The organism is Stenotrophomonas geniculata, assembly GCF_034508895.1.
In the GTDB taxonomy this organism is placed as follows: Bacteria; Pseudomonadota; Gammaproteobacteria; order Xanthomonadales; family Xanthomonadaceae; genus Stenotrophomonas; species Stenotrophomonas geniculata.
In genome coordinates this window covers 3,092,980-3,118,719 of record NZ_CP140571.1, presented here as the reverse complement: position 1 = coordinate 3,118,719, position 25,740 = coordinate 3,092,980, and the positions used below count along the sequence as shown (strand labels likewise).

The following is a 25,740-nucleotide window of genomic DNA, read 5'->3' as shown; positions in this document are numbered from 1 at the left end:
GCAACGGCTTACTCGTAACCGAAGGCCTTCAGTGCGGCCTCGTCGTCGGACCAGCCTTCACGCACGCGCACCCAGGTCTCCAGGAACACCTTGGCCCCGAACAGACGCTCCATCTGCAGGCGGGACTTGGCACCAATCTCCTTCAGCCGGGTGCCGCCCTTGCCGATCACGATCGCCTTCTGGCCCTCGCGCTCGACCCAGATCACCGCACCAATGCGCAGCAGGTTGCCATCTTCAGTGAAGCGCTCGATTTCCACGGTGGTCGCGTACGGCAGTTCCTCGCCGAGCTGGCGCATCAGCTGCTCACGCACCAGCTCGCCGGCCAGGAATCGCTGGCTGCGGTCGGTGATCTCGTCTTCGCCGAACATCGGCGGCGCTTCCGGCAACAGCGCCAGTACGTCGCGTACCAGTGCGTCCAGGCCGTTGCGCTTCTGCGCCGAGATCGGGTGCACGGACGAGAAATCGCGGCCGGCCGTGACTTCCTGCAGGAACGGCAGCAGCGCGCCCTTGTCCTTCAGACGGTCGATCTTGTTGACCACCAGCACCACCGGGATACCGGCGTCGCGCAGCACATTGAAGGCCAGGCTGTCTTCTTCGTCCCAGCGACCGGCTTCGATCACCAGCAGGCCGGCATCGACGCCTTCCAGCGAGCCGCGCGCGGCACGGTTCATCACCCGGTTCATCGCCCGCTTCTGCACCTTGTGCAGGCCGGGGGTGTCGACCAGCACCAACTGGCCTTCCGGATAAGTGGCGATGCCCAGCAGGCGATGGCGCGTGGTCTGCGGGCGGTTGGAAACGATGCTGACCTTGGCGCCGACCAGGGCATTGGTCAGGGTCGATTTGCCCACGTTCGGGCGGCCGATGACGGCCACGCTGCCGCAATGATGGGAAGTTTGTTCGCTCACTTGGAATCCAGTTGTTCTAGGACGGCTGCAGCCGCCTGTTGTTCGGCAAGCCGCCGCGAGGCGCCTTCGCCCTCGATGCTGGCAGCCGGGTCGGCTACGTTGCAGCGTACCCGGAAGTGCTTGGCGTGGTCGTCACCGGATTCTGACACCAGTTCATACTGCGGCAACGCCTTCTGTCGGGCCTGCAGCCATTCCTGCAGGCGGGTCTTGGGGTCCTTCTCGGGCCGGCCGGAGGCCGGCAGTGCCTCGATCGAAGCACTGAACCAGGGCAGTACCACCGCCCGGCAGGCCTCGAAGCCGGCGTCCAGGTAGATCGCGGCCACCACGGCTTCCACCGCGTCGGCTAGGATCGAGTCGCGGCGATGACCGCCGGACTTCATTTCGCCCGGGCCCAGGGTCAGCCGCTCGCCCAGTTCCAGGGTGCGCCCGATCACCGCCAGCGCGCCTTCACGCACCAGCTCGGCACGGGCACGGGTCATCGCCCCTTCGTCAGCCTTGGGCCAACGTCGGTACAACGCCTCGGCCGCCATCATGTTGACGATGCTGTCGCCGAGGAACTCCAGGCGCTCGTTGTGCGGCGCACCGGCACTGCGATGCGTCAGCGCCTGCTTGAGCAGGGCCGGGTCGCTGAAGGCATGACCAATCAGGTCGCCACGTTGGATGAATTTACTGGGCACCGCTTCGTGTCAGGTCCTGGGAAGAATCGAATTTGCCAACCACATCGAGGTTGCCGATCAGCTGACGGCGCACTTCGTAGTTGACCTTGAGGGTCCAGCCATTGTCGCGACGGTCGAACTTCACGTTGGCCGGCTTCACATTGTCCGAGTAGTTGATGTACAGGCGCTTGAAGAACAGGTCCTGGATGCGCGCCGGCTCCATGCTGCCCACGCCCGGCTCGTTGGCCAGGCTTTTCATCGCCGAGCGCACCGCGTAGTACTCCTGGTACATCGGGAACAGCTTCATGCCGATGTAGAGGAAGAAGCCAACCACGATCAGGACCGTCAGGAACGAGGTCAGGGTCATGCCACGCTGCGTGTTCATCGTCTTCATTGCGTTCTCCCCAGATACGCGTTGGATGTGAAAATACCCGGTTGATGCCCGGTCAGTTGATGCTCGAGCCGATCCGCGACGGCTCGAAGCCATCCTTGCAGAACCAGCCCTGGCAGTTCAGCCAGATCAGGAAGGCCTTGCCGCGCAGGTTCTCTTCCGGCAGCAGGCCCCAGAAACGGCCATCGTCACTGTTGTCACGGTTGTCGCCCATCACCAGGTACTTGCCGGCCGGCACGGTCCACTGGCCCTGGCCACGCGGATAGTCGGTCTCCAGCACCGTGTGGGTGCGGCCCGGCAGGTGCTCGACCAGCAGGTTGGCGCCCTCGCCCTGGCCCTTGTGGCCGGCGTAGATGCCCTTGTTGTCGTACTTCAGCGGCTCGCCGTTGAGGATCACGCCGTCGCCTTCGAAGACCACGGTGTCACCCGGCACGCCGATCACGCGCTTGATGAAATTCTCGCCCTTGGCCGGATCGTTCTCGCCATGGCCGGGGAAGTGGAACACCACCACGTCGCCACGCGAGGGCTCGCCAACCGGCACGAACTTGGTGTTGCTGATCGGCAGGCGCAGGCCGTAGGAGAACTTGTTGACCAGGATGAAATCGCCGATCAGCAGGTTCGGCATCATCGAGCTGGACGGGATCTTGTACGGCTCGGCGATGAAACTGCGCACGATCAGCACGATCGCCAGCACCGGGAAGAACGCACGCGAGTAGTCCACCAGCACCGGCTCGGAATCGAGCAGGCCGGCGCGCTGGGCGCGCCGCTTGGCAAGGTACAGCTTGTCCGCGAGCAGGATCAGGCCCGAGGCCAGGGTCAGCACGACCAGGAGGATCTCAAACAGTTTCATTCAGGGTCCTTTGCAACGTCACCGGACGACCGGCCCCGCAGGGCCGGTGCGGGCTTACTTGTTGTCCATCTGCAGCACGGCCAGGAACGCTTCCTGCGGGATCTCCACGCGGCCGACCTGCTTCATGCGCTTCTTGCCTTCCTTCTGCTTTTCCAGAAGCTTCTTCTTGCGCGAAACGTCGCCACCATAGCACTTGGCCAGCACGTTCTTGCGCATGGCCTTGACCGTGGTACGGGCGATGATCTGCGAGCCGACGGCGGCCTGGATGGCCACGTCGAACATCTGGCGCGGGATCAGGTCCTTCATCTTCTCGCACAGCTCGCGGCCGCGGCGGTCGGCATGGCTGCGGTGCACGATCAGCGACAGCGCATCGACCTTGTCACCGTTGATCAGCACATCCACGCGCACGAACGGGCCGGCGTCGAAGCGCACGAAGTGGTAGTCCAGCGAGGCATAGCCACGGCTGACCGACTTCAGCTTGTCGAAGAAGTCCAGCACCACTTCGGCCATCGGCAGCTCGTAGCTGATCTGCACCTGGCTGCCCAGGTAGTTGATGCCGATCTGGCTGCCGCGCTTTTCTTCGCACAGCTTGATGATGTTGCCGATGTACTCCTCGGGGGTGAGCACGTTGGCACGGATGATCGGCTCGCGGATCTCCTCGACCTGGTTCACCGGCGGCAGCTTGGCCGGGTTGTCCATGTTGATGATCGAGCCATCGGTCTTCAGGACTTCATACACCACCGTCGGCGCGGTGCTGATCAGGTCCAGGTTGTATTCGCGCTCCAGGCGCTCCTGCACGATTTCCATGTGCAGCATGCCGAGGAAACCGCAGCGGAAGCCGAAGCCCATCGCCTCGGAGCTTTCCGGCTCGAAGCGCAGCGCGGCATCGTTCAGGCGCAGCTTGTCCAGCGCTTCGCGCAGGTCGGGATAGTCCTCGGCATCGACCGGGAACAGGCCGGCGAACACGCGCGGCTGCATTTCCTGGAAGCCCGGCAGCGGCTTCGGTGCCGGATCGCCGGCCAGGGTCAGGGTGTCGCCGACCGGCGCACCGTGCACGTCCTTGATGCTGGCGGTGACCCAGCCCACTTCACCTGCACGCAGCGCCGGCAGCACCTTGCGCTTCGGGGTGAACACGCCGACGTTGTCGACCTGGTGGTTGCGGCCGGTAGACATCACCTGCAGCTTGTCACCGGCCTTGATCTCGCCCTGCATCACGCGCACAAGCGAGACCACGCCCAGGTAGTTGTCGAACCAGGAGTCGATGATCAGCGCCTGCAGCTTCTCGGTGTCGCGCGGCTTCGGCGGCGGAATGCGGTGCACGATCGCTTCCAGCACGTCCTGCACGTTCAGGCCGGTCTTGGCACTGACCGGCACGGCGTCGGAGGCGTCAATGCCGATCACGGCCTCGATCTCGGCCTTGGCGCGCTCGATGTCGGCGGTGGGCAGGTCGATCTTGTTGATCACCGGCACCACTTCCAGGCCCTGCTCCACGGCGGTGTAGCAGTTGGCCACCGACTGCGCTTCCACGCCCTGGGCCGCATCGACCACCAGCAGCGCGCCTTCGCAGGCGGCCAGCGAGCGGCTGACTTCATAGGAGAAGTCGACGTGGCCGGGGGTGTCGATGAAGTTCAGATGGTAGGTCTGCCCGTCCTTGGCCAGGTACGGCAGCGACACCGACTGCGCCTTGATCGTGATGCCACGCTCGCGCTCGATCGGGTTGGAGTCGAGCACCTGCGCTTCCATCTCGCGGGCCTGCAGGCCGCCACAGAGCTGGATGATGCGGTCGGCCAGCGTGGACTTGCCGTGGTCGACATGGGCGATGATGGAGAAGTTGCGGATGTTCCGCATCGAATCAGAAGACATAGGTGGCGGCGGCGCGCGGCGTCGTCAGGGTAACGGTCGATTATCGCATGCCCGGCGCCCGCCCGCGAAAACGGCCTCATCGGACCGGGTCCGGAACGGCCGAAGCCCCGCCGGGGCGGGGCTTCGGAGGAAAAGCAGGGGCCGCCGAAGCGGCCCCGGCAGGCCTTACTGGCCGGCCTTGACCGCTACGAACGCGCTGTTGCCGCTGCCGGTGCGTACCAGCAGCATCACCACGTCGCCCTTCTTGTAGCTGGACAGCGCACGGTTCAGCGCGTCCACGCTGCCGACCTGGGTGCTGGCCACCTGCAGGATCACCATGCCCGGAGACAGGCCCGCATCACGCGCGCCCTGGCCCTTGACCCCGGTGATGCGCACGCCTTCGCCCGATTCCAGGCCGAGCTGCTTGCGCTGCGGCGCGGTCAGGTCACTGACGTCCAGCCCCAGCAGGGCATTGGCGCCGGCCTGCGGCGCCGCATCGCTGTCGCCGGTGGCCGGGCCACGCGAACTGGCCTGCCCGTCTTCGGTCAGGGCGGTCAGGGTGGCGCTGAGGTCACGCGGCTTGCCATCGCGGATCACGCCCAGGGTGACCCGGCTGCCCGGTGCCATCGCGCCGATCAGCGGCGGCAGGTCGGACCAGCTGTTGACCGGCGCGCCGTTCACTGAGCGGATCACATCGCCGATCTTCACCCCGGCCCGGGCTGCAGCCGAATCCGGCACGATCTGGTTGACCAGGGCGCCGCGGCTGTCCGGCAGGCCCATCGCCTGCGCCTTCAGGCCGTCGATTTCCTGCACCACCGCGCCGAGCTGGCCGCGGGTGACCTTGCCGGTCTTCTTGATCTGCTCGACCGCACTCATCGCCAGGTCGATCGGGATCGCGAAGCTGATGCCCATGTAGCCGCCCGACGCGGAGAATATCTGCGAATTGATGCCGACCACTTCGCCACGGGTGTTCAGCAGCGGGCCACCGGAGTTGCCCTGGTTGATCGCCACGTCGGTCTGGATGAAGGGCACGTAACGCTGGTCCGGACCGCCGGTGCTGCGGCCGAGTGCGCTGACCACGCCGGCAGTGACCGAGTGATCGAGGCCGAACGGCGAGCCGATCGCGACCACCCACTGACCCGGCTTGAGGGAGTTGGAGTCGCCAACGCGCACGGTCGGCAGGTTCTTGCCGTCGATCTTCAGCAGTGCGACATCGTACTGCTGGTCGCTGCCCACCACTTTCGCGGTGAACTCACGGCGGTCACCCAGCTTGACCTTCACCTCGCTGGCATCGGCCACCACGTGGTAGTTGGTCAGTACATAACCATCGGGCGAGATGATGAAGCCCGAGCCCATGCCGCGGCCCTTGATGCTCGGGCCACCGTCCGGGCCGCCCGGGCCCTGCCCCGGCATCGGGAAATCCGGGCCGAAGAAGCGGCGGAAGAACTCCGGCATGTCATCGTCGCCGCCCATCGGGCCCCGTGAGGCCTGGCGGTTGTTGCGGACGATGGTGGTGTCGACGTTGACCACGCCAGGCCCGACCTGTTCGACCAGATTGGTGAAGTCAGGCAGGCCCGTGACCAGCGGCTGGGCCGGCGCCCGCGGCGCGGCGGCCGGCGCGGCCTGGGTCTGGGCGGCCGGAGCCGGGGCCTGCGCGCAGGCCATCAACGGCAGGGTCAGGGCCAGCAGGCCCATGGCCTGCGTGCGGAGTCGGGGAGTCATCGGACGGCAACCTCCGGATCGGATGGAAAGAGGAATACGGGCCCCGCCGACGGCGGGGCATGAAAGCGCCCGGCTCAGTCGCGCGGGCGCGGCGGCACCGGCAGGTCGTCCTGCAGGCGCGGCTCGAACGGGTAGAACGCCGCGCCCCCCGCATGGGCCGGGAAGCTCGCATTGAGCGCGCCGCCGGCAGCGGGCGCCAGGCTGGAGCGCGGCCACGGTCGCGCCTGCAGGCCACCGACCTCACCGAACGGCATGTTGCGGCTGGCATTGGCCGGCACGGTCGGGGTCAACGGCGCCTGTGCGGCGGCCACAGCGCGTTGCGGCATGTCCTCACGCTGGGCGGCACGCGCGGCCTGCTGGCTGCGGGTAGCGCTGGCGCGACGGGTGTCCTGGCGCCGGCTGGCAGCGGCCATGGCCACTGCCGGTACACCGGCCACGGCCATTGCGGCGTTATCCACCGAGGCTTCGGTCACCGGAGCCGGCGTCGTCGGTGCCGGCGCGAGTTCGGCCTGGCTGGCGATCACCTGCGGTGCCGACGGCTCGCCCGGGGTGGCCTCCTTCAGCTTCTCACCGCCCATGAACAGGGCCACCGCCGCCACCGATGCGGCCAGTGCGGCGCCACCGCCCCAGGCCCGCCAACCACTACGGCGTACCTGACGACGCGGCTCGGCCTGCGGCGCCGGTTCGGCGGCGATGGCGGCGGCCACGGCCGCGCTGAAGCCGGCCGGCGCCAGCGCCGAGGCCTGTCCGCGCATCACGTCGCCCAGCAGCTGCCAGCGTTCCTGGCAGCCGGCCAGCTCGGGGTCGTGCTCCATCCGGCGCAGCAGGAAGCGCGCTTCATCGGCGCCCAGCTCGCCATCGACCAGGGCCGACAGCTGCTCGCGATGGCGCTGGTCCAGGCGCTGCCCGGCGGGCGATTGGTGGTTCTGCGATTCGTTGAACGGATTACTGGTCATACGCGGCTCTTCTCACGGGTGGCGCTGCCGATGTCCAACAGCGGCCGGAGTTCGGTGTCGATCGCCTCGCGCGCCCGGAAGATCCGTGAGCGCACGGTGCCGATCGGGCACCCCATTTTCTGCGCGATATCCTCGTAACTCAGGCCTTCCACCTCGCGCAGGGTGATCGCCAACCGGAGCTCTTCCGGCAGCGCGTTGACGGTCTTCATTACCGTCTGTTCCAGTTCCTGGCGCATCAACTCGCGTTCGGGCGTGTCGGTGTCGCGCAGGCGCGTCCCGCTGTCGAACTGTTCGGCATCCCCGATGTCGATGTCATCGGTCGGCGGTCGGCGATTGTGTGAAGCCAGGTAGTTTTTGGCGGTATTCACGGCGATTCGATGCAACCAGGTTGAGAACTGGGCATCGCCACGGAAACTTCCGATCGCGCGGTAGGCACGGATGAAAGTGTCCTGGGCAACGTCCTGACATTCGCTCCAGTCGGCGATGTAGCGACCGACAAGGGCCACCACGCGATGCTGGTACTTGCGCACCAGGACATCGAACGCGGCGCTCTCGCCGTGCTGCACGCGCCGGACCAGTTCCAGATCCAGCTCCTGAGGTGTATCAACATCGGCCATGAGGGGCCGCACTCCTGTCAGCCCAACCGACGTCGGGCAATGAGACTGCCAATCCCGGGAAAAGTTCAGTCGCCGATCACCTGGCGCCGCACCAGCTTTTAACCACCGTTCCGTTAGCGTTCCGGTCCACGGCCATGGATCCGGGGTCGCCACTCCCCTGCTATTGGGATTTGACGCGGGGGAAACAACCTCTGGATCATAGCCGCTTCTCCATACACAACCGGATGGAACGTCCATGCTCTCAGGCTTCGATGGTCTCCGCTTCAGCCACTGGCACCCCGAGATCCGCGACGACGGCGTGGTGGTTCTCTCCCTGGATCGTCAGGACAGCAGCGTCAACGCCATGTCGCAGGACGTGCTGCTGGAACTGGGCGACCTGCTCGAGCGCATTGCGCTGGACCCGCCCAAGGGCGTGGTGATCCAGTCGCTGAAGAAGGCCGGCTTCATTGCCGGTGCGGACCTGAAGGAGTTCCAGGAGTTCGACCGCCGCGGCACCGTCAACGACGCCATCCGCCGCGGCCAGGCCACTTACCAGAAGCTGGCCGAGCTGCCCTGCCCGACCGTGGCGGCCATCCACGGCCACTGCCTGGGCGGCGGCACCGAACTGGCACTGGCCTGCCGCTACCGCGTGGCCTCCAATGACAGCAGCACGCGCATCGGCCTGCCGGAAACCCAGCTGGGCATCTTCCCCGGCTGGGGCGGCAGCGCGCGCCTGCCGCAGCTGGTCGGTGCGCCGGCAGCGATGGACATGATGCTGACCGGCCGCACCTTGTCGGCCTCGGCCGCGCGTGGCATCGGCCTGGTCGACAAGGTGGTGGCGCCGGCGGTGGTGCTCGACACCGCCGTGGCGCTGGCGCTGTCCGGCACCACCCGCCCGTTCAAGCAGCGCGCGACGGCCTGGGCCACCAACACCTGGCTGGCACGCACTTTGCTGGCACCGCAGATGGTCAAGCAGGTCGCACGCAAAGCCAAGAAGGACCAGTACCCGGCGCCCTACGCGCTGATCAGCACCTGGCAGCGCAGCGGCGGCAAGCCGATCCTGGCGCGCCTGGATGCCGAACGCCGCGCCGTGGTGAAGCTGGCCAGCACGCCGACCGCGCGCAACCTGATCCGCATCTTCTTCCTGACCGAGCGCCTGAAGGGCCTGGGCGGCGGTGACTCCGGCATCCGCCACGTGCACGTGGTCGGCGCCGGCGTGATGGGCGGCGATATCGCCGCGTGGGCCGCCTACAAGGGCTTCGAGGTGACTCTGCAGGACCGCGAGCAGCGCTTCATCGACCCGGCAATGGAACGCGCACAGGCGCTGTTCGCCAAGAAGGTGCGCGACGAGAGCAAGCGCCCCGCCGTGGCCGCGCGCCTGCGTGCTGATCTGGAAGGCAACGGCGTGGCCGAGGCCGACCTGGTGATCGAAGCAATCATCGAGAACCCGGAAGCCAAGCGTGCGCTGTACCAGACGCTCGAACCGAAGATGAAGCAGGACGCGCTGCTGACCACCAATACTTCGTCGATTCCGCTGGTGGAACTGCGCGACCACATCCAGCGCCCGGCGCAGTTCGCTGGCCTGCACTATTTCAACCCGGTTGCGCAGATGCCGCTGGTGGAGATCATCCATCACGACGGCATGGCGCCGGAGACCGAGCGCCGCCTGGCCGCGTTCTGCAAGGCGCTGGGCAAATTCCCCGTGCCGGTAGCCGGCAGCCCGGGCTTCCTGGTCAACCGCGTGCTGTTCCCGTACATGCTGGAAGCCGCCACCGCGTATGCCGAGGGCATTCCGGGCCCGGTGATCGACAAGGCCGCAGTGAAATTCGGCATGCCGATGGGCCCGATCGAACTGATCGACACCGTGGGCCTGGACGTGGCCGCAGGCGTCGGCCGCGAACTGGCGCCGTTCCTGGGCCTGCAGATTCCGGCCGCACTGCAGACGGTGGAACCGGACAAGCGTGGCAAGAAGGACGGCCAGGGCATCTACACCTGGGAAAACGGCAAGCCGAAGAAGCCGGACGTGGCCAGCGATTACCAGGCCCCGGCCGATCTGGAGGACCGCCTGATCCTGCCGCTGTTGAACGAGGCCGTGGCGTGCCTGCACGAGGGCGTGGTGGCCGATGCGGACCTGCTGGATGCGGGCGTGATCTTCGGTACCGGTTTCGCCCCGTTCCGCGGCGGTCCGATCCAGCACATCCGCGCAGTGGGAGCCGATGCGATCGTCGAGCGGTTGAAGGCGCTGCAGCAGCGCCACGGCGACCGTTTCGCCCCGCGCCCGGGCTGGGACAACCCCGCCCTGCGCGAACCGGTGATTTGAGTTTACCGGCCGGGCCTGCGGCCCGGCACCCGCAGAGGCAACCGCCGAAGCAAAAGCCAGAGCCAGAGCCGGAGCAACAGCCGGCTCTGGCTTTTCTGTTTGTTGGGCGGGGCGGTGTGGGCAGGCAGGACACGCCGTAAACCCATCCCTGGGGGCTCGATGGCGCCATCCATGGCGCCAACGGTCCTGCCTGCCCACACCGCCCCACCCCTGGCAGATTTCGGTGACGGTGAGTGAACTGCGATGACTGGTAGGTGTCGACGTTGGTCGGCACGGATCATTACGAACTGGTGGGTGTCGACCTTGGTCGACACCAAGAGCGAAGCGACCGGCGTTTGATTTTGATTTTCTTTTTCTTCTCCGTGGCTGGACAGCACACGGAAACTGTCAGAGGCCGGGCGGGTGGGTGGCGCAGGGGCGTGAGCCGCATGGATGCGGCGATCGAGCTTACATGGACGTACTTGCAGCGTCCCCTGCGCCACCCACCCGCCCGGCCAAGCGCGGCTTCTGCTTTTGCTTCTGCCTTCAGCGACCACCCCCACAGCCACGAGGGGCTGCGCCGTTGGCTGGAACAACCTGTTACCCATACGGGGCATGTGCCCGTCACAGCTGCATGCGATGCTGATCACCTGATCCCTGCCAGCGAGAACGCCCGCATGACCACCATCATCGCCCCGCGCGTGCACGACATCGGCGGCCTCGAAGTCCGTCGCGCCGTCCCCACCCTGCAGGCGCGCAGCATCGGCTCGTTCGTGTTCGTCGACCAGATGGGCCCGGCACTCATGCACCCCGGCACCGCCATCGACGTGCGCCCGCATCCACATATCGGCCTGGCCACCGTGACCTACCTGTGGTCGGGCGCGATCGGCCACCGCGACACGCTGGGGTCGGACCAGGTGATCCGTCCCGGTGACGTCAACTGGATGACCGCCGGCCGCGGCATCGCCCATTCCGAGCGCACGCCACAACCGGACCGCGACCATGACAACCCGATCCATGGCATGCAGACCTGGGTGGCGTTGCCGAAGTCGCATGAGGAAATCGAACCGGCCTTCTACCACCATGCCGCGGCCACCCTCCCCGAGCAGCGCCGCAATGGTGCCTGGCTGCGGGTGATCGCCGGGCGCGCCTATGGCGAGGAATCGCCGGTGAAGGTGTTCGCCGACACCCTCAACGTAGCGATCGACCTCGACCCGGATGCGGAGATCGATATCGACAATGGCCACCGCGAGCGCGCGTTGTACATCCTCGAAGGCGATGCGCAATTGGACGGCGTGGACATCCCCGCCCAGCACCTGGTGATCCCCGAAGCCGGTGCGATAGGTCGCCTGCGCGCGAAGACGCCGGTGAAGGCGATGCTGTTCGGTGGCGAGCCGCTGGATGGCCCGCGTCACCTGTGGTGGAACTTCGTGTCCAGCTCGAAGGAGCGCATCGAGCAGGCCAAGCACGACTGGGAGGCCGGTCGCTTCGGCACCATCCCGGGCGACGACAAGGAGTTCATCCCGCTGCCGCAGTACTGAACATCGCGTGTTGCACACATCCGAAGGTGTATCCCTGCACCCGGCGTTGACACTACAGTCACCCGCTGATCACTGAAATGTGACATAAATCACACTTTCAACCGTCAAAGGAGTGCAACACATGAGCATGGGTAAACGCTTGTCCGCCGAGTTCCTCGGCACGTTCTGGCTGGTTCTGGGTGGCTGTGGCAGCGCGGTGCTGGCCGCCAAGTTCGGTGGTGACGGCAATCCGCTGGGTATCGGTTTCCTCGGCGTGGCGCTCGCCTTCGGCCTGACCGTGGTGACCGGCGCCTATGCGTTCGGCCACATCTCCGGCGCGCACTTCAACCCGGCAGTCAGCGTCGGGCTGTGGGCTGGCGGCCGCTTCCCGACCAAGGACCTGGTGCCGTACATCATCGCCCAGGTCGCCGGCGGCCTGCTGGCCGGCTTCATCCTGCTGCAGATCGCCTCCGGCGCCAGTGGCTTCGCCATTGATGGCAGCCAGGCCGGTGCGTTCGCCAGCAACGGCTATGGCGCGCTGTCGCCCGGCGGCTACAGCGTTGCGGCCGCCTTCCTGTGCGAGGTGGTACTGACGGCGGTGTTCCTGATCGTGATCATGGGCGCCACCCATGGCAAGGCGCCTGCCGGCTTCGCGCCGCTGGCGATCGGCCTGTCGCTGACCCTGATCCACCTGATCAGCATCCCGGTCACCAACACCTCGGTGAACCCAGCCCGCTCCACGGCGGTGGCCTTCTTCGCCGGCAGCGGCGCGGTCAGCCAGTTGTGGCTGTTCTGGGTCGCTCCGCTGCTGGGCGGCGCGATCGGCGGCATCATTTACAAGTGGATCGGCAACGACCGCTGAGGCCTGCGGACCATTGCGGCCGACCTTCGGCCGCAATGGTTACGCTTGTAACCGCAATTTGTGCGATTGCTCACGTTCCGTTAAGGTTGAGTTGACCGTCCGTGCACATGCCGGCCGGGGTGGCATCCGGGGATGGGATGCCAAGGCTGCCGGTCCATCCGGCGGAGCCAACGACACACCACCTTGGGGGATGCATGAAGTTCGCGCCTGTAGTGTTGTCGAGCCTGCTGTTCGCTGCGGCCCAGGCCGCTGCGCAGGCTCCCACCGAATGTCCTTCATTGCCGGCCAGCAGTGGCCTGCAGTGGCAACAGCAGGCACAGGCCGATTTCCTGGTCTGCCGCGCCAGCACCGGGGACGGCCGCGAGGTACTGAGCCTGATGCTCAGTGCGCGCGATCCCAACCTTCCATTGAACCGCTCGCTGCGCCAGGAAAAGGGCAGCTTCGGCGGTGAGTCGCTGTACTGGTACCAGCCCGATCTGGGAGGCCAGCAGCCGCCCGGCTATGCCGAGCGCCGCATCAGTGTGGTCAAGCTCGACAAAGGGCGTTACGCGCAGATTTCGCTGTATCCGGACAGCGCCCAGGAACTGGGCTCGCTGCAGCAGCTGGCGCAGGGCATGAGCCTGACCCCGTCGGCCGTGGCCGCGGGGCGCTGAAGGTGACGGGGATGACTGCCTGGCAGCATCCCCGCAATGCGACCCGATCCGACGGTAGTGCCGGCCGCTGGCCGGCAAACGCTTCGTTCCCGATCAGAAGAGGTTGCCGGCCAGCGGCCGGCACTCCCTCAGAACTTGCCTTCCTGGAAATCGACGAAGGCCTGCATCAGTTCCTGCCGTGTGTTCATCACGAACGGCCCGTGGCGCATCACCGGTTCGCGCAGCGGACGGCCGGCCACCAGGATCAGCCGCGCGCCTTCGCTGCCGGCCGAAAGGTGCAGCTGCTCACCGCCGCCCAGCACCGCCAGCTCCTGGCGTGCCACGCCACGCGCGGCGTCCTGCTCCCCCACGGTCACGCCACCTTCGAACACGTATGCAAAGGCGTTGTGCCCTTCCGGCAACGCATAGGTCCAGGCGCGATCCGGGGCCAGCGTGATGTCCAGGTACAGCGGATCGGTGGCCGGCTGCACGATCGGGCCCTGCGTGCCATCCACGCTGCCGGCAATCACCTTCACGTCCACGCCCGGCTCCGGGTGCACCACGGGAATGCGCTCGGGCGCGAATTCCTGGTACTTCGGATCCGTCATCTTCTCCTTCGCCGGCAGGTTCACCCACAGCTGGAACCCGCGCATCTGCCCGCTCTCCTGCTCGGGCATCTCCGAATGCACCAGGCCACGGCCAGCGGTCATCCACTGCACGCTGCCCGGGGTCAGCAGGCCTTCGTTGCCGTGGTTGTCGCGATGCCGCATGCGCCCGTCGAGCATGTAGGTGACGGTTTCGAAGCCGCGGTGCGGATGCTCCGGAAACCCGGCGATGTAGTCCTCGGCACGATCGGTACCGAACTCATCGAGCAGCAGGAACGGATCCAGGTCGGGCAGCGTGGGGCCACCGATGACGCGGGTCAGGCGCACGCCGGCACCGTCGGAGGTGGGCATGCCACGGATGGTCCGCAGCACGCGGACCGGTTCGGGAAAGCTCATGGCGACTCCTGTTGGATGGATGCCACTGAAGATGGACGCCACACGGCCGCACGCCAATGGACGGCGCCGCAACCGATTGTTCCATCCCTGATGTTCGCTGCACGTCAGCACAACAAACGTACGACCAAAGTACTACCGCCGATTCGTCCTGTGCCAATTGACCCTGTCGAGGGCACGCGGGACTCTTTGTCTGTCTTTCCGGGAGAGAGCACCTCATGAAAGGGTTTTCCAAACTGGGCTGGGCGGTACTCGCCCTGCTCGGCGCATTCTGTCTGGGCACCGTAGCCCTGCGCCGCGGCGAACACATCAACGCACTGTGGATCGTGGTGGCAGCGGTTTCGCTGTACCTGGTCGCCTACCGCTTCTACAGCCTGTTCATCGCCAACAAGGTGATGCAGCTGGATCCGACCCGGGCCACCCCGGCGGTGATCAACAACGATGGCCTGGACTACGTGCCGACCAACAAGCACGTGCTGTTCGGCCATCACTTTGCCGCCATCGCCGGTGCCGGCCCGCTGGTCGGCCCGGTACTGGCCGCGCAGATGGGCTACCTGCCCGGCCTGTTGTGGCTGGTGGTGGGCGTGGTGCTGGCCGGTGCGGTGCAGGACTTCATGGTCCTGTTCCTGTCCAGCCGCCGCAACGGCCGTTCGCTGGGTGACCTGGTGCGCGAGGAGATGGGCCAGGTGCCCGGAACGATCGCGTTGTTCGGCGCGTTCCTGATCATGATCATCATCCTGGCGGTGCTGGCGATGGTGGTGGTCAAGGCGCTGGCCGAAAGCCCGTGGGGCATGTTCACGGTGATCGCGACGATGCCCATCGCGATCCTGATGGGCGTGTACATGCGCTACATCCGCCCCGGCAAGATCGGCGAGATCTCGGTGGTTGGCCTGATCCTGCTGCTGGCTGCGATCTGGTACGGCGGCAAGGTCGCCGCCGATCCGGTCTGGGGCCCGGCGTTCACCTTCACCGGCACCCAGATCACCTGGATGCTGATCGGCTACGGCTTCGTCGCCTCGGTGCTGCCGGTGTGGCTGCTGCTGGCCCCGCGTGATTACCTGTCGACCTTCCTCAAGATCGGCACCATCATCGCGCTGGCCATCGGCATCCTGGTGGTGATGCCGGAACTGAAGATGCCGGCGCTGACCCAGTTCGCCGCCAGCGGTGATGGTCCGGTGTGGAAGGGCGGCATGTTCCCGTTCCTGTTCATCACCATCGCCTGCGGTGCGGTCTCTGGTTTCCATGCCCTGATTTCCTCGGGCACCACGCCGAAGCTGCTGGCCAATGAAGCGCACATGCGCTATATCGGCTACGGCGGCATGCTGATGGAATCGTTCGTAGCGGTGATGGCACTGGTGGCCGCATCGATCATCGACCCGGGCATCTACTTCGCGATGAACAGCCCGGCCGCGGTGATCGGTGCCGACGCGGCCTCGGCGGCGCACTACATCACCAACACCTGGGGCTTCACCATCACCCCCGAACAGCTGACTGCGACCGCGGCGGCGATCGGCGAACCGACCATCCTGCATCGTGCCGGTGGTGCGCCGACACTGGCGGTGGGCATCGCGCAGATCCTGCACGAAGCAATTCCCAGTGGCAGCGACGCGATGATGGCGTTCTGGTACCACTTCGCGATCCTGTTCGAGGCGTTGTTCATCCTGACCGCGGTGGACGCCGGTACCCGCGCCGGACGCTTCATGCTGCAGGACCTGCTGGGCAACTTCGTGCCGGCCCTGAAGAAGACCGAGTCGTGGACCGCCAACATCATCGGTACCGCAGGCTGCGTGGCGCTGTGGGGCTACCTGCTCTACACCGGCGTGGTCGATCCTTTCGGTGGCATCCAGACACTGTGGCCGCTGTTCGGCATCTCCAACCAGATGCTGGCCGGTATCGCGCTGATGCTGGGCACGGTGGTGCTGTTCAAGATGAAGCGTGACCGCTATGCGTGGGTGACCGCAGTACCGGCAGTGTGGCTGCTGATCTGCACCACCTACGCCGGCTTCATCAAGATCTTCGACAGCAACCCGGCACAGGGCTTCCTGGCACAGGCACACAAGTTCCAGGCCGCGCTCGCCAGCGACACCATCACCGCACCGGCCAAGTCAGTGGCGCAGATGAAGCAGATCGTGGTCAACGCCTACGTCAACACCGGCCTGACCGCGCTGTTCCTGCTGGTGGTGGGCGCGGTGCTGGTGTATTCGATCAAGACCATCCTGGCGGCCCGCCGCAATCCGCAGCGCAGCGACCGCGAGACCCCGTACGTGGCGCTGAAGCCGCATGAAATGGTGGATCTGTGATGAGCACGCAACTGGTTCCCGCCGGCCAGTACCAGGCCCACCGCCGCATCTGGCGGCGCCTGGTGCAGACCGCACGGCTGTGCTGTGGCATTCCTGATTACGACAACTACGTCCGGCACATGCTGGAAAAGCATCCGGACCAGGAGCCGATGGACTACAAGACGTTCTTCCGCGAACGCCAGGAAGCGCGTTACGGCGGTCGCAATGGTGGCCGCTGCTGTTGAGGGTTGGGTGCCGGGCTTGCAGCCCGGCGCCCGCAAAAGCCCGAGCAACTACAAACTGCAACTGCAACTGCTGGAGCGTCGGCTCTGGGTTTCTGTTTGCTTGGCGGGGCGGTGTCGGATTGCCGGTGACGGCGAGACACATGCGGGGTCAGATCCGTTTTCCGAAAGAAGACGGATCTGACCCCGTTTTATTTATCGATATCTGACAGAAAAATGGTGTCGACCAAGGTCGACACCTGCCAAAAGCCGCGCGTACCAGCAGTCGCCGTTACCCACAGCCGCGTGAACCTGTCGAAGGCGGGTGGGTCCGGTTGAGGGGGCGTGAGCGCCATGGATGGCGCGACCGAGGCTACATGGACGTATTCACGCCGTCCCCCTCAACCGGACCCACCCCGTCATCACACGGAATGCCGCTCTGGCTTTTGATGTTGAGGTTGCCGACCAGCGGCCGGCACTACCGCGGGTGCCGGGCGCCGCCTGGCTGGCCTCCTCAGCCGGTGGCCATCCACTTCAGGATCAGACCGGTGACATACGCCAGGCCGGTACCAGTGGCATAGCCCACCGTGCCCAACAGCACGCCCACCGGGGCCAGCGTCGGATGGAACGCCGCTGCCACCACCGGCGCCGAGGCCGCAGCGCCGATGTTGCCCTGCGAGCCAATGGCGAAGAAGAACAGCGGCGCGCGCAGCAGCTTGGCCACGACCCACAGCACCAGCACGTGCGTGGCCATCCAGATCGCACCGAGCAGGAACAGCCATGGCCGGTCCAGCAGCGACAACAGGTTCATCTGCATGCCGATGCAGGCGATCAGGAAGTACAGGAACACCGTGCCCAGCCGCGATGCACCGGCCGCTTCCAACCTGCGTGCACGAGTGAAGCTCAGGCCCAGGCCCATCGCGGTGGACAGCAGGATCACCCACACGAACTGGCTGTCCAGGCTGAACTGGCTGGCCCAGCTGACATGGGCCTTGAACCAGCCCGCCAGCGGCGCGGCGATCGCGTGCGCCAGGCCGACGCCGCCCAAGGCCACGCCGACGATCACCATCAGGTCGGTCATGCTGGGAATGCGCGCGTTCTGCGCCTCGTAGGCACTGATGCGCGCCTTCATCTCGTCGATGGCGCGGGTGTCGGCACCATTGCGGGTGTCGATCTGCTGTGCGCGGTTGGCCAGGAACAGCAGGATCGCCATCCACAGGCTGGCGCAGGCCACGTCGACCACGGCGAACTGGCCGAAGGTGGTGGCATCGGTGCCGAACACTTCGCGCATGGCGACCATGTTGGCGCCGCCACCGATCCAGCTGCCGGCCAGCGCCGCCATGCCCGCCCAGGTATCACCGGCCACGGTTTCCGGATGGATCAGCTTCATCAGCTGGAACGAGACGATAGCGCCGAGCATGATGCCGGCGGTACCGGCGCAGAACACGAGCAGCAGTTTCGGCCCGAGCTTGATGACGCCCTTCAGGTCGATCGACAGGGTCAGCAGGACCAGCGCGGCCGGCAGCAGCACGTCACGCGCGACCGGGTTGTACAGCGAGGTGTTGTGGCCATCGATGACACCAGCGGTGTTGTAGATGGCGGGGATGAAATAGCACAGCAGCAGTGCCGGCACCCAGGCGAAGATCTTCTTCAGCAGCGGGGTCGGACCACTGGCGGCCCAGAAGATCAGGGCCAGGGTGGCGGCAATCAGGCCCAGTCCAACGATGTCGTTGCTGATCAGGGCAGTAGCGGGTTCGGTCGGCACGGGATCCTCTGTCGATCGAAAGAGCGGAGAAAAAAAAGCGCCGCATAAAGCGGCGCAGGTCGAGATTAACATTGTCTTCACGCCGGGTCATGCTGCAGTGCCGACCACGCCTCCATCCCCTCAGGGAGCCTACTCATGCAGCTTGGCGCCTTTTCGGTCAGTCTCTCGGTGAAGGATCTCGCGGCCTCCCGTGCCTTCTACGAAGCCCTGGGCTTCTCGGTCACCGGCGGCGATCCAGCACAGAACTGGCTGGTGCTGCGCAGCAACGGCACCGTGATCGGCCTGTTCCAGGGCATGTTCGAGGGCAACCTGCTGACCTTCAACCCCGGCTGGGACCAGCACAAGCAGGAACTGACCCACTTCCAGGATGTGCGCGAGCTGCAGGCGGAGCTGGACGCCAGGGGCATCGCGCTGGCAGTCCGCACCGATCCCGATGGCCAGGGGACCGGCTACCTGCAGCTTGCCGATCCCGACGGCAACGTGATCCTGATCGACCAGCATGTGGCGCGGCCGAACGGGCGTTGACGCGGACAGCCATTGCGTGGGTAGGCGTCGACCTTGGTCGACGGGCAGCATGCCAACCAGGGTTGGCATCTACCAGGACGGCCGGATCAGCCCGGTCGCGAGGCACTGAAATGGAGCGTGACACGCGTGCCACGCGGCTCGCAGGGCTGCAGCTGCAGGGTCCAGCCCAGGTGCTCGCAGAGCCGCGCGATCAGATCCAGCCCGATGCCGCCGCCACGGTCGGCACGCTCGCCACGGGCCATCCGCGCGTGGATCGCCGCGATCTCCTCCGGGCTCATGCCATGCCCGGGATCCTGCAGGGTCAGCACCGCCGACGAGCTCAGGCGCAACTCAATGTGGCCACGCCCACTGTTCTCGATGGCATTGCGCAGCAGGTTGCCGATCGCCGCCTGCACAACAGCCAGCGGCGCAACAATATCCACCGGGGCAGCCTGGATGCCGATGCTCAGGTCCTTGTCGCCGAGCAGATGACGATGGTCGTCAACGATTTCCGGCAACAGCTGGTCCAGCGCGATGCGCTCGGCGCGCGCGGCCAGACGCGCCGGGTCACGGGCCAGCACCAGCAGCAGTTCGATCAGCTGCTCCACGCTCTGCGCGGTGCGCAGTACGCGCTGCATCTGCTGGCGCGCGCGCTCGGGCAAGCCCGGCTGTTCCAGCGCCAGTTCGGCGGCACCGGTCATCACCGCGATCGGCGTGCGCAGTTCATGGCTGGCGGTGCTGATGAACACCCGCTCGCGTTCGACGAACTGTTCGTTGCGGTCCAGGTAATCGTTCAGTGCACCAGCAATCGTGTGCAGCTCGGAGCTGCCACGCGGGTCGACCTCTATGCGCTGCCCCTGCGCACCGGGCCGCAGATCGGCGATGCGCTGCGCCAGCAGGCTCAACGGTCGCACCATCCGCTCCATGCCGAAGGACGCCATCAGCACGGTGACGAAGATCATGATCACGCCCGCCAGCATCACCCAGCGCGTGGCGAACTGCTCCAGATCGTGGAAGTCGGAGATATCCAGCGCCAGCGCGACCCGCCCCATCGATTCGGTCTCGCGCACCATCACCGCCGTCTCGCGGCCCTTCACCATCACCCCGTCATGCAGCCCGGGATGCAGGGTACGCAGGCTGTCGGGCAGGTTGACCGCGTCGAAGCGGTAGAGGCTGAGCGTGTCCGAATCCTGCCAGCGGTAGTGCGGCTCGTGTTCGACATGTTCGACGATGCTGTCCAGTTCGGAATTGAGCAGCGCGCGCCAGGCAGCGTGCTCGGCATGCTCATGCACGTAATTGCCGACGCTGAACACCGCCAGCGAAAGCAGCGCCAGGTAGCCCAGCAACCACCACAGCACGCGCCGGTACAGCGGCCCGGGCTTACGCGCCTTCATCAGTATCCTTGCCAGCGTCGCTGCCGGTGGTCACGGCCAGCCGATAACCCACCCGCGGCAGGGTGTGGATCAGCTTCTCGGCAAACGGGCCGTCAACGCTGCGACGCAACTCGTAGACATGCGAGCGCAGCAGGTCACCATCCGGCGGCTCGTCGCCCCACAGGGCGAACTCCAGCTGCTGTCGTGTCACCGCACCCGGGCTGGCCCGCATCAGCACTTCCAGCAGTTTGCGGCAGGCCGGGTACAGGTGCAGCACCTGGCCCTCACGCTGGGCCTCCAGCGTCGCCAGATCCAGCACCAGGTCGCCCACCTGCAGGCGCTTGCGCGGGTTGCGGCCCTGCGCACGCAGCAGCAGCGCTTCCAGCCGCACCTCCAGCTCGGGCAGCGCGAACGGCTTGGTCAGGTAGTCGTCGGCACCGGCGCGGAAGCCGGCGATCTTGTCCGGCAGTTCATCACGCGCGGTCAACATGATCACCGGCACCTCGGACGCGTGCTCGGCGCGCAGCCGGCGCAGCACCTCCGGCCCCTCCATGCGCGGCAGCATCCAGTCCAGGATCACCGCGTCGTAGGGATGGCTTCCGGCCAGGTGCAGGCCGGTGATGCCATCCGGGGCCACGTCGAGCACATGCCCGCGCGACTCGAAATAGTCGAACAGGTTGGCCACCAGCTGGCGGTTGTCCTCGATCACCAACAGACGCATGCACGAAACATCCACGGAAGTTCGTACCATGGTAGCGCCGCCCATGTCGGAATGCGGTCGTCCCGCCCCCTTCTGACGCTTTTCCCACCCCCGCCACCTCAGAATGGCCGTTTTGCTCCCGGAGCCTGCCGTGCCCGTAGCCCTGCCCCGCCGTTGGCGCCTGCCCCTGTTGTGGCTGCTGATCATTGCTGCATTGGCAGCGGGCATCGGCCTTCGGCAGCCGCAGCCGCCGGACGAGCCGCGCTTCGTGCTGGCCGCGCGGACCATGGTCGAGAGCGGGCAATGGCTGCTGCCGCATCGTGGCAGCGAGCTGTATGCCGAGAAACCACCGGTGTTCATGTGGCTGCAGGCGGCCGCTTACGAGGTGGTCGGCAGCTGGCAGTGGTCGTTCCTGCTGCCGTCATTGCTGGGCGCCCTGCTGAGCCTGTGGCTGGTGTCGGATCTGGCACGGCGGCTGTGGTCGCCGCGGCATTCCATCTATGCCCTCGCGGCGCTGTTCTGCACCCTGCAGTTCGGGCTGATGGCCAAGCGTGCGCAGATCGACATGGTGCTGGTGGGGATGACCACCGTCGCCGTGTGGGGCTTGATGCGGCACCTGTGCGAACGTCGTAACCTGCCCGCGCTGTGGCTGGCCGGTTTCGCCGCAGGCGTCGGCACGGTGACCAAGGGCGTGGGTTTCCTGCCGTTGCTGATGGTGCTGCCCTGGTTCGGCTGGTGGCTGTACCAGCGCCGTCGCGGGTACCGCGTGGAGGGTCCGCACCCGGCAACGCTGCTGTGGCTGATCCCGGCGTTCCTGCTGGGCGTGGGCGTGTGGCTGGCGCCGCTGGGCTGGGCCCTGCTGCACACGCCCAGCGCCGAACTGCAGGCCTACGCGCATGAGCTGCTGTTCAAGCAGACCGGTACCCGTTACGCCAATGCCTGGCACCACCGGCAGCCGGCCTGGTACTACCTGCAGGTGATCCTGACCCTATGGCTGCCGGGCAGCCTGCTGCTGCCGATGCTGTTCAAGCCCTGGTCGCGCCGTATCCGCCGTGGCGACCGTCGCCAATGGCTGCTGCTGGGCTGGGCGGTGCTGGTACTGGTGTTCTTCAGTGCCAGCCCGGGCAAGCGCGAGGTGTACCTGCTGCCGATGCTGCCGGCCATGGCCTTGGCCGTGGCGCCATTGCTGCCCGGCCTGCTGCGCCGCCTGTGCGTGCGCCGCTACCTGTTCGGCTACAGCGTGGTGCTGATGCTGGCCACCGGCGTGCTCGGCGTGATGCTGATGACCGAGCACCCGTGGGCGTTGGCGCAACTGGAACGCCGCGCCATGCCAGATACGCTGCTGCCGGTGCTGGGCGATGGCCTGCTGACCTTCGCCATTGCCCTGGCCACGCTGATCGTGTGGCTGCGGGTACGTCGTGCCGCGACGCTGGTGCTGCTGACCCACGGCATGCTGTGGATGCTCTACGGCCTGGTACTGATCCCGGCGCTGGACCCGTACGCATCGGCGTCGGCGCTGATGCGCCGGGTCGGCGCGCGGATCGGTCCCGACGCCGAACTGGCGCTGGTGGCCTGGCGCGAACAGAACCTGCTGCAGGCCGACCGGCCGGTGCGCGAGTTCGGCTTCAAGCGGCCCTGGGCCGAGCAGTGGCACGACGCCGGCCCGTGGCTGGCCGAGGCGCCGGACAAGCGCTGGCTGCTGGTACTGGATGATGCGATGAGCCCGTGCGTGGACCCGAGCAAGGTGATCGATATCGGTGTTGCCAACAGGAACCGTTGGCAACTGCTTCCCGGTACCGCATGGAACCCGCAATGCCACGCCGAGCGGGCCGGGTCGACCGCCGAAGAAGACTGAACGTCGGCACGTGCTGGGCAAGCATTAACCCGGCACGAACGAGCGTCCGACCCTTCTCCGACATCCAGGTGACGAGCATGACCGCGGATTCCCGACCCGCCCTTTCCCAGCATGCCCGTCCGTCCCCTTGATGCGGTAGCGCCGCTTGCGACATCGCCACTGGCGTCACGATTTGCCGTAACTCACCTCTGGCTGCCTGTCGCAATCGGTCTGCCCTTGTTTACGCTGCTGATGGGGTTCGGCGGCGACCAATGGGTGGCCGATCACCTGTTCCGCCTTGAGGGGGGCCACTGGGCGCTTCAGGACGCCTGGGTCACCCGCACGCTTGTGCACAAGGCTGGCAAGTGGCTGAGCACGGCTGCTGTCCTCGTGGCGATCCTGCTGTGCTTCCACCACTGGCGGAAGGGTCGCGATCGCACCCTGCGGTGGGCGCTGCTTTATGTCGTAATTGCCATGGCTCTGGGCACGGGTGTGATCTCCCTGCTGAAGTCGCTGGTGCCGATGGAATGCCCCTGGGACCTGCTGCGCTACGGCGGCCACCAGCCTTTCATCGGGCTTTTCACGGCGCGCCCCGCGGGCATGGCCGCGCAGGCCTGCTTCCCGGCGGGCCACGCCAGCGCGGGTTATGCATGGTTGTCCCTGTACTTTTTTGCCTCGCTGTGGCGCCCTTCATGGCGCTGGGCCGGGTTGTGGATCGGCCTTGCCACCGGCCTGGTGTTCGGCATCAGCCAGCAGCTGCGGGGTGCGCATTTCCTTTCGCATGACGTTGCTACTGCTTTGATCTGCTGGCTGCTTTCGCTGGGCCTGTATCTGATCGTCAAACGCGTCCTGGCACGCCGTCAGCTGGACCGTCCCCACCGCCAGGAGGCAAACGCATGAGTGCGTCGGTCCAACGCCCCGCCCGCCTTCCCGCGTTGGCGAACCTTCGCCGTTGGCGGCCGCAGCTGTCCACCGAAGCACTGATCGCACTGACCAGCCTGTTCTTCGCGGTGGCCGGCAACGGCCTGTTCTGGCACAGCGCGATGGCCAGCCATCCGGGCAGCCTGCGCTACGCGCTGTCGCTGCTGCTGTTGCTGCTGGGTGCGCACGGCGTGCTGCTGGGCATCCTGGTCTGGCGCTGGAACGCCAGGGTGGTGATCAGCCTGTTGCTGCTGGTGACCGCATTCGCCGCGCACTACATGAGCCGTTACCACATCTACCTGGATGCGGACATGTTGCGCAACGTGCTGGCGACCGATCCCAAGGAAAGCCGCGAGCTGATCACCGTGTCGCTGGTATGGCCGGTGCTGTTGCTGGCGGTGTTGCCGATGATCGTGCTGTGGCGCGTGCAGCTGCGCCGCCGCAGCTGGGGTCGCAGCCTGCTCTGGCGCGTCGGCTTCCTGGTGGTGGCGGCAGTGACCGCGGTAGGCGGCGCATTGATCTCGTTCCAGGATGTCTCGGCACTGATGCGCAACCAGCGCGAAGTGCGTTACCTCGCCACCCCGGCCAACGTGCTGCTGGGCCTGCCGCGTGCACTGCGTGGCGACAACCCGGTGCAGCGCGCGCCGAAGCTGCCGATCGGTACCGATGCCAAGGCCACCCCGCGTGCACCTGCCAGCAAGCCGCGCCTGCTGGTGATCGTCATGGGCGAAACCGTGCGCGCACAGAACTGGGGCCTCAACGGTGGCCGCAACACCACCCCGGAACTGGCCCAGGCCAGTGTGGTCAATTTCCCGGATATGCATTCGTGCGGCACCAGCACCGAGGTTTCGCTGCCGTGCCTGTTCTCGCCATGGGGCCGTCACGACTACGACGAGAAGAAGATCCGCGCACACCAGTCGCTGCTGCACGTATTGAACCGTGCCGGCATCGCACCGTTGTGGCGTGACAACCAGTCCGGATGCAAGGGCGTGTGCGAAGGCCTGGAGTTCCAGTCGCTGTCCGATGCGACCACCCCGGGCCTGTGCGCCGACGGCCGCTGCATGGACGAGATCCTGCTGCAGGACCTGGCCACCCAGGTGCGTGCCAAGCCCGGCGACCGCGTGGTGGTGCTGCACCAGCTGGGCAACCATGGCCCGGCCTATTTCGAGCGCTATCCGGCCGCCTTCGCCCGCTTCAAGCCAACCTGCGATACCCGTGACATCGGCCGCTGCTCGCGCGAAGAGATCACCAACAGCTACGACAACGCCGTGCTGTACACCGATCACTTCCTGAGCAAGACCATCGGCACGCTGCAGGGCATGCAGGACTACGACACGGCGATGATCTACCTGTCCGACCACGGCGAGTCGCTGGGCGAGAAGGGCCTGTTCCTGCACGGCGTGCCTTACGCCATCGCCCCGGCCGAGCAGACCCGGGTGCCGATGACGATGTGGTTCTCGCCGGGCTTCGCCAGCAGCCGCGGGCTGGACCTGCAATGCGTGCGCAGGCGTTCGGCGGCCTATACCGACCACGACAACCTGTTCCCGTCGGTGCTGGGCCTGATGCAGGTGAAGACGGCGCTGTACGAGCGCGATCGCGACGTGTTCGCCAACTGCGAAGGTTGAGGGTGGTTTGGCAGGGCTTGCAGCCCTGCACCTGCAGAGGCAACGTCAACCGCAACGGCTGAAGCAACAGCAGAAGCGGGTTTCCTGAGGGTTGGCGGGGTGGGTCCGGTGGCGGGAGACGCCGTAAACCCGTCCATGGGGGCTTGGCCGCGGCATCCATGCCGCGGACACTCCCGCCACCGGACCCACCCCGCCTTCGACAGTTTTCCGCGCTCTGTTGGACATGCCGATGGGGTCGGATCCGTTTTCCGTAGGAAAACGGATCCGACCCCATTTTGATTGTCGATAT

At 66.4% G+C, this 25,740-nt stretch carries 22 protein-coding genes; 10 read left to right on the top strand and 12 right to left on the bottom strand.

All coding sequences use genetic code 11. The annotated features are described in order from the left end of the window. Positions 1–8: 8 nt before the first annotated feature. From era to rpoE, 8 genes are all read right to left on the bottom strand, one after another. Entirely contained in the window at positions 9–905 is an 897-nt protein-coding gene (era, locus tag RI032_RS14230) for a GTPase Era (protein ID WP_057504187.1), read from the bottom strand. Next, positions 902–1,582 (bottom strand): ribonuclease III, encoded by a 681-nt coding sequence (gene rnc / locus RI032_RS14225; RefSeq protein WP_010482822.1) that lies wholly within the window; start codon positions 1,580–1,582, stop codon positions 902–904. The genes era and rnc overlap by 4 nt, the downstream gene beginning before the upstream one ends. After that, positions 1,572–1,955: a DUF4845 domain-containing protein gene (locus tag RI032_RS14220; RefSeq protein WP_010482821.1), complete on the bottom strand. Its 384-nt coding sequence runs from the start codon at positions 1,953–1,955 to the stop codon at positions 1,572–1,574. Before RI032_RS14220 ends, rnc begins: the two co-directional genes overlap by 11 nt. A 52-nt stretch (positions 1,956–2,007) precedes the next feature. Beyond that, positions 2,008–2,802 carry a signal peptidase I gene (gene lepB / locus RI032_RS14215; protein ID WP_032129848.1) on the bottom strand — a complete coding sequence of 265 codons (795 nt, stop codon included), beginning with the start codon at positions 2,800–2,802 and terminating at the stop codon, positions 2,008–2,010. A 54-nt stretch (positions 2,803–2,856) separates the two neighbouring features. Then, entirely contained in the window at positions 2,857–4,650 is a 1,794-nt protein-coding gene (lepA, locus tag RI032_RS14210; RefSeq protein ID WP_010482819.1) for a translation elongation factor 4, read from the bottom strand. Positions 4,651–4,830: 180 nt separating this feature from the next. Beyond that, entirely contained in the window at positions 4,831–6,366 is a 1,536-nt protein-coding gene (locus RI032_RS14205) for a DegQ family serine endoprotease (protein WP_010482818.1), read from the bottom strand. Between the two features lie 74 nt (positions 6,367–6,440). Continuing rightward, positions 6,441–7,322, bottom strand: a complete 882-nt coding sequence (locus RI032_RS14200; RefSeq protein ID WP_241887995.1) for an RseA family anti-sigma factor — start codon at positions 7,320–7,322, stop codon at positions 6,441–6,443. Beyond that, a complete protein-coding gene (gene rpoE / locus RI032_RS14195; protein WP_322547176.1) occupies positions 7,319–7,939 on the bottom strand; it encodes an RNA polymerase sigma factor RpoE in 621 nt (206 codons plus the stop codon). The genes RI032_RS14200 and rpoE overlap by 4 nt, the downstream gene beginning before the upstream one ends. A 235-nt stretch (positions 7,940–8,174) precedes the next feature. On the opposite strand from rpoE, the gene RI032_RS14190 reads away from it, so the two are divergent. From RI032_RS14190 to RI032_RS14175, 4 genes are all read left to right on the top strand, one after another. Next, on the top strand, positions 8,175–10,238 hold the full coding sequence (locus RI032_RS14190; protein ID WP_228354697.1) for a 3-hydroxyacyl-CoA dehydrogenase NAD-binding domain-containing protein: 2,064 nt from the start codon (positions 8,175–8,177) through the stop codon (positions 10,236–10,238). A gap of 656 nt (positions 10,239–10,894) precedes the next feature. Continuing rightward, complete coding sequence (locus RI032_RS14185) at positions 10,895–11,758, top strand: pirin family protein (protein WP_029550874.1); 864 nt, start codon at positions 10,895–10,897, stop codon at positions 11,756–11,758. A 121-nt stretch (positions 11,759–11,879) separates the two neighbouring features. Then, on the top strand, positions 11,880–12,599 hold the full coding sequence (aqpZ, locus tag RI032_RS14180; protein ID WP_019338641.1) for an aquaporin Z: 720 nt from the start codon (positions 11,880–11,882) through the stop codon (positions 12,597–12,599). Between the two features lie 194 nt (positions 12,600–12,793). Then, positions 12,794–13,252, top strand: a complete 459-nt coding sequence (locus RI032_RS14175) for a hypothetical protein (RefSeq protein ID WP_010482811.1) — start codon at positions 12,794–12,796, stop codon at positions 13,250–13,252. A 128-nt stretch (positions 13,253–13,380) separates the two neighbouring features. Here the strand turns inward: RI032_RS14175 and RI032_RS14170 are convergent, their stop codons facing one another. Next, on the bottom strand, positions 13,381–14,232 hold the full coding sequence (locus RI032_RS14170) for a pirin family protein (protein ID WP_053443368.1): 852 nt from the start codon (positions 14,230–14,232) through the stop codon (positions 13,381–13,383). 215 nt (positions 14,233–14,447) lie between these two features. Between RI032_RS14170 and RI032_RS14165 the strand changes: the two genes are divergently transcribed. Together RI032_RS14165 and RI032_RS14160 are read left to right on the top strand one after the other, a co-directional pair. Further along, complete coding sequence (locus tag RI032_RS14165; protein WP_010482809.1) at positions 14,448–16,529, top strand: carbon starvation CstA family protein; 2,082 nt, start codon at positions 14,448–14,450, stop codon at positions 16,527–16,529. Next, positions 16,529–16,753, top strand: a complete 225-nt coding sequence (locus RI032_RS14160) for a YbdD/YjiX family protein (protein WP_005410613.1) — start codon at positions 16,529–16,531, stop codon at positions 16,751–16,753. The genes RI032_RS14165 and RI032_RS14160 overlap by 1 nt, the downstream gene beginning before the upstream one ends. Before the next feature lie 490 nt (positions 16,754–17,243). Here RI032_RS14160 and RI032_RS14155 read toward each other — a convergent pair whose 3' ends face one another. Further along, on the bottom strand, positions 17,244–18,494 hold the full coding sequence (locus RI032_RS14155) for a DUF819 family protein (RefSeq protein ID WP_010482808.1): 1,251 nt from the start codon (positions 18,492–18,494) through the stop codon (positions 17,244–17,246). A gap of 135 nt (positions 18,495–18,629) precedes the next feature. Between RI032_RS14155 and RI032_RS14150 the strand changes: the two genes are divergently transcribed. Further along, on the top strand, positions 18,630–19,019 hold the full coding sequence (locus RI032_RS14150; protein WP_010482807.1) for a VOC family protein: 390 nt from the start codon (positions 18,630–18,632) through the stop codon (positions 19,017–19,019). 86 nt (positions 19,020–19,105) lie between these two features. Here the strand turns inward: RI032_RS14150 and RI032_RS14145 are convergent, their stop codons facing one another. Together RI032_RS14145 and RI032_RS14140 are read right to left on the bottom strand one after the other, a co-directional pair. After that, positions 19,106–20,392 (bottom strand): sensor histidine kinase, encoded by a 1,287-nt coding sequence (locus RI032_RS14145; RefSeq protein WP_322547175.1) that lies wholly within the window; start codon positions 20,390–20,392, stop codon positions 19,106–19,108. Further along, positions 20,379–21,092 (bottom strand): response regulator transcription factor, encoded by a 714-nt coding sequence (locus RI032_RS14140; protein ID WP_049435290.1) that lies wholly within the window; start codon positions 21,090–21,092, stop codon positions 20,379–20,381. The genes RI032_RS14145 and RI032_RS14140 overlap by 14 nt, the downstream gene beginning before the upstream one ends. 103 nt (positions 21,093–21,195) lie before the next feature. Between RI032_RS14140 and RI032_RS14135 the strand changes: the two genes are divergently transcribed. The 3 genes from RI032_RS14135 to RI032_RS14125 all read left to right on the top strand — a co-directional run bounded on the left by RI032_RS14135 (position 21,196) and on the right by RI032_RS14125 (position 25,451). Continuing rightward, a complete protein-coding gene (locus tag RI032_RS14135) occupies positions 21,196–22,926 on the top strand; it encodes an ArnT family glycosyltransferase (RefSeq protein ID WP_425513156.1) in 1,731 nt (576 codons plus the stop codon). A 111-nt stretch (positions 22,927–23,037) separates the two neighbouring features. After that, positions 23,038–23,805 carry a phosphatase PAP2 family protein gene (locus RI032_RS14130; protein WP_322547174.1) on the top strand — a complete coding sequence of 256 codons (768 nt, stop codon included), beginning with the start codon at positions 23,038–23,040 and terminating at the stop codon, positions 23,803–23,805. Further along, entirely contained in the window at positions 23,802–25,451 is a 1,650-nt protein-coding gene (locus RI032_RS14125) for a phosphoethanolamine transferase (RefSeq protein ID WP_322547173.1), read from the top strand. The genes RI032_RS14130 and RI032_RS14125 overlap by 4 nt, the downstream gene beginning before the upstream one ends. Positions 25,452–25,740: the final 289 nt, after the last annotated feature.

Excerpts from the sequence above, each read along its gene's own strand:
- RI032_RS14125 (WP_322547173.1), top strand. The coding sequence starts at position 23,802 with ATGAGTGCGTCGGTCCAACGCCCCGCCCGCCTTCCCGCGTTGGCGAAC.
- lepB (WP_032129848.1), bottom strand. The coding sequence starts at position 2,802 with ATGAAACTGTTTGAGATCCTCCTGGTCGTGCTGACCCTGGCCTCGGGC.
- lepA (WP_010482819.1), bottom strand. The coding sequence starts at position 4,650 with ATGCGGAACATCCGCAACTTCTCCATCATCGCCCATGTCGACCACGGC.
- RI032_RS14170 (WP_053443368.1), bottom strand. The coding sequence starts at position 14,232 with ATGAGCTTTCCCGAACCGGTCCGCGTGCTGCGGACCATCCGTGGCATG.
- RI032_RS14140 (WP_049435290.1), bottom strand. The coding sequence starts at position 21,092 with ATGCGTCTGTTGGTGATCGAGGACAACCGCCAGCTGGTGGCCAACCTG.
- aqpZ (WP_019338641.1), top strand. The coding sequence starts at position 11,880 with ATGAGCATGGGTAAACGCTTGTCCGCCGAGTTCCTCGGCACGTTCTGG.
- RI032_RS14220 (WP_010482821.1), bottom strand. The coding sequence starts at position 1,955 with ATGAAGACGATGAACACGCAGCGTGGCATGACCCTGACCTCGTTCCTG.
- RI032_RS14160 (WP_005410613.1), top strand. The coding sequence starts at position 16,529 with ATGAGCACGCAACTGGTTCCCGCCGGCCAGTACCAGGCCCACCGCCGC.
- RI032_RS14205 (WP_010482818.1), bottom strand. The coding sequence starts at position 6,366 with ATGACTCCCCGACTCCGCACGCAGGCCATGGGCCTGCTGGCCCTGACC.
- RI032_RS14200 (WP_241887995.1), bottom strand. The coding sequence starts at position 7,322 with ATGACCAGTAATCCGTTCAACGAATCGCAGAACCACCAATCGCCCGCC.
- RI032_RS14190 (WP_228354697.1), top strand. The coding sequence starts at position 8,175 with ATGCTCTCAGGCTTCGATGGTCTCCGCTTCAGCCACTGGCACCCCGAG.
- rpoE (WP_322547176.1), bottom strand. The coding sequence starts at position 7,939 with ATGGCCGATGTTGATACACCTCAGGAGCTGGATCTGGAACTGGTCCGG.
- RI032_RS14145 (WP_322547175.1), bottom strand. The coding sequence starts at position 20,392 with ATGAAGGCGCGTAAGCCCGGGCCGCTGTACCGGCGCGTGCTGTGGTGG.
- RI032_RS14150 (WP_010482807.1), top strand. The coding sequence starts at position 18,630 with ATGCAGCTTGGCGCCTTTTCGGTCAGTCTCTCGGTGAAGGATCTCGCG.
- RI032_RS14165 (WP_010482809.1), top strand. The coding sequence starts at position 14,448 with ATGAAAGGGTTTTCCAAACTGGGCTGGGCGGTACTCGCCCTGCTCGGC.
- RI032_RS14185 (WP_029550874.1), top strand. The coding sequence starts at position 10,895 with ATGACCACCATCATCGCCCCGCGCGTGCACGACATCGGCGGCCTCGAA.
- RI032_RS14130 (WP_322547174.1), top strand. The coding sequence starts at position 23,038 with ATGCCCGTCCGTCCCCTTGATGCGGTAGCGCCGCTTGCGACATCGCCA.
- RI032_RS14135 (WP_425513156.1), top strand. The coding sequence starts at position 21,196 with ATGGCCGTTTTGCTCCCGGAGCCTGCCGTGCCCGTAGCCCTGCCCCGC.
- RI032_RS14175 (WP_010482811.1), top strand. The coding sequence starts at position 12,794 with ATGAAGTTCGCGCCTGTAGTGTTGTCGAGCCTGCTGTTCGCTGCGGCC.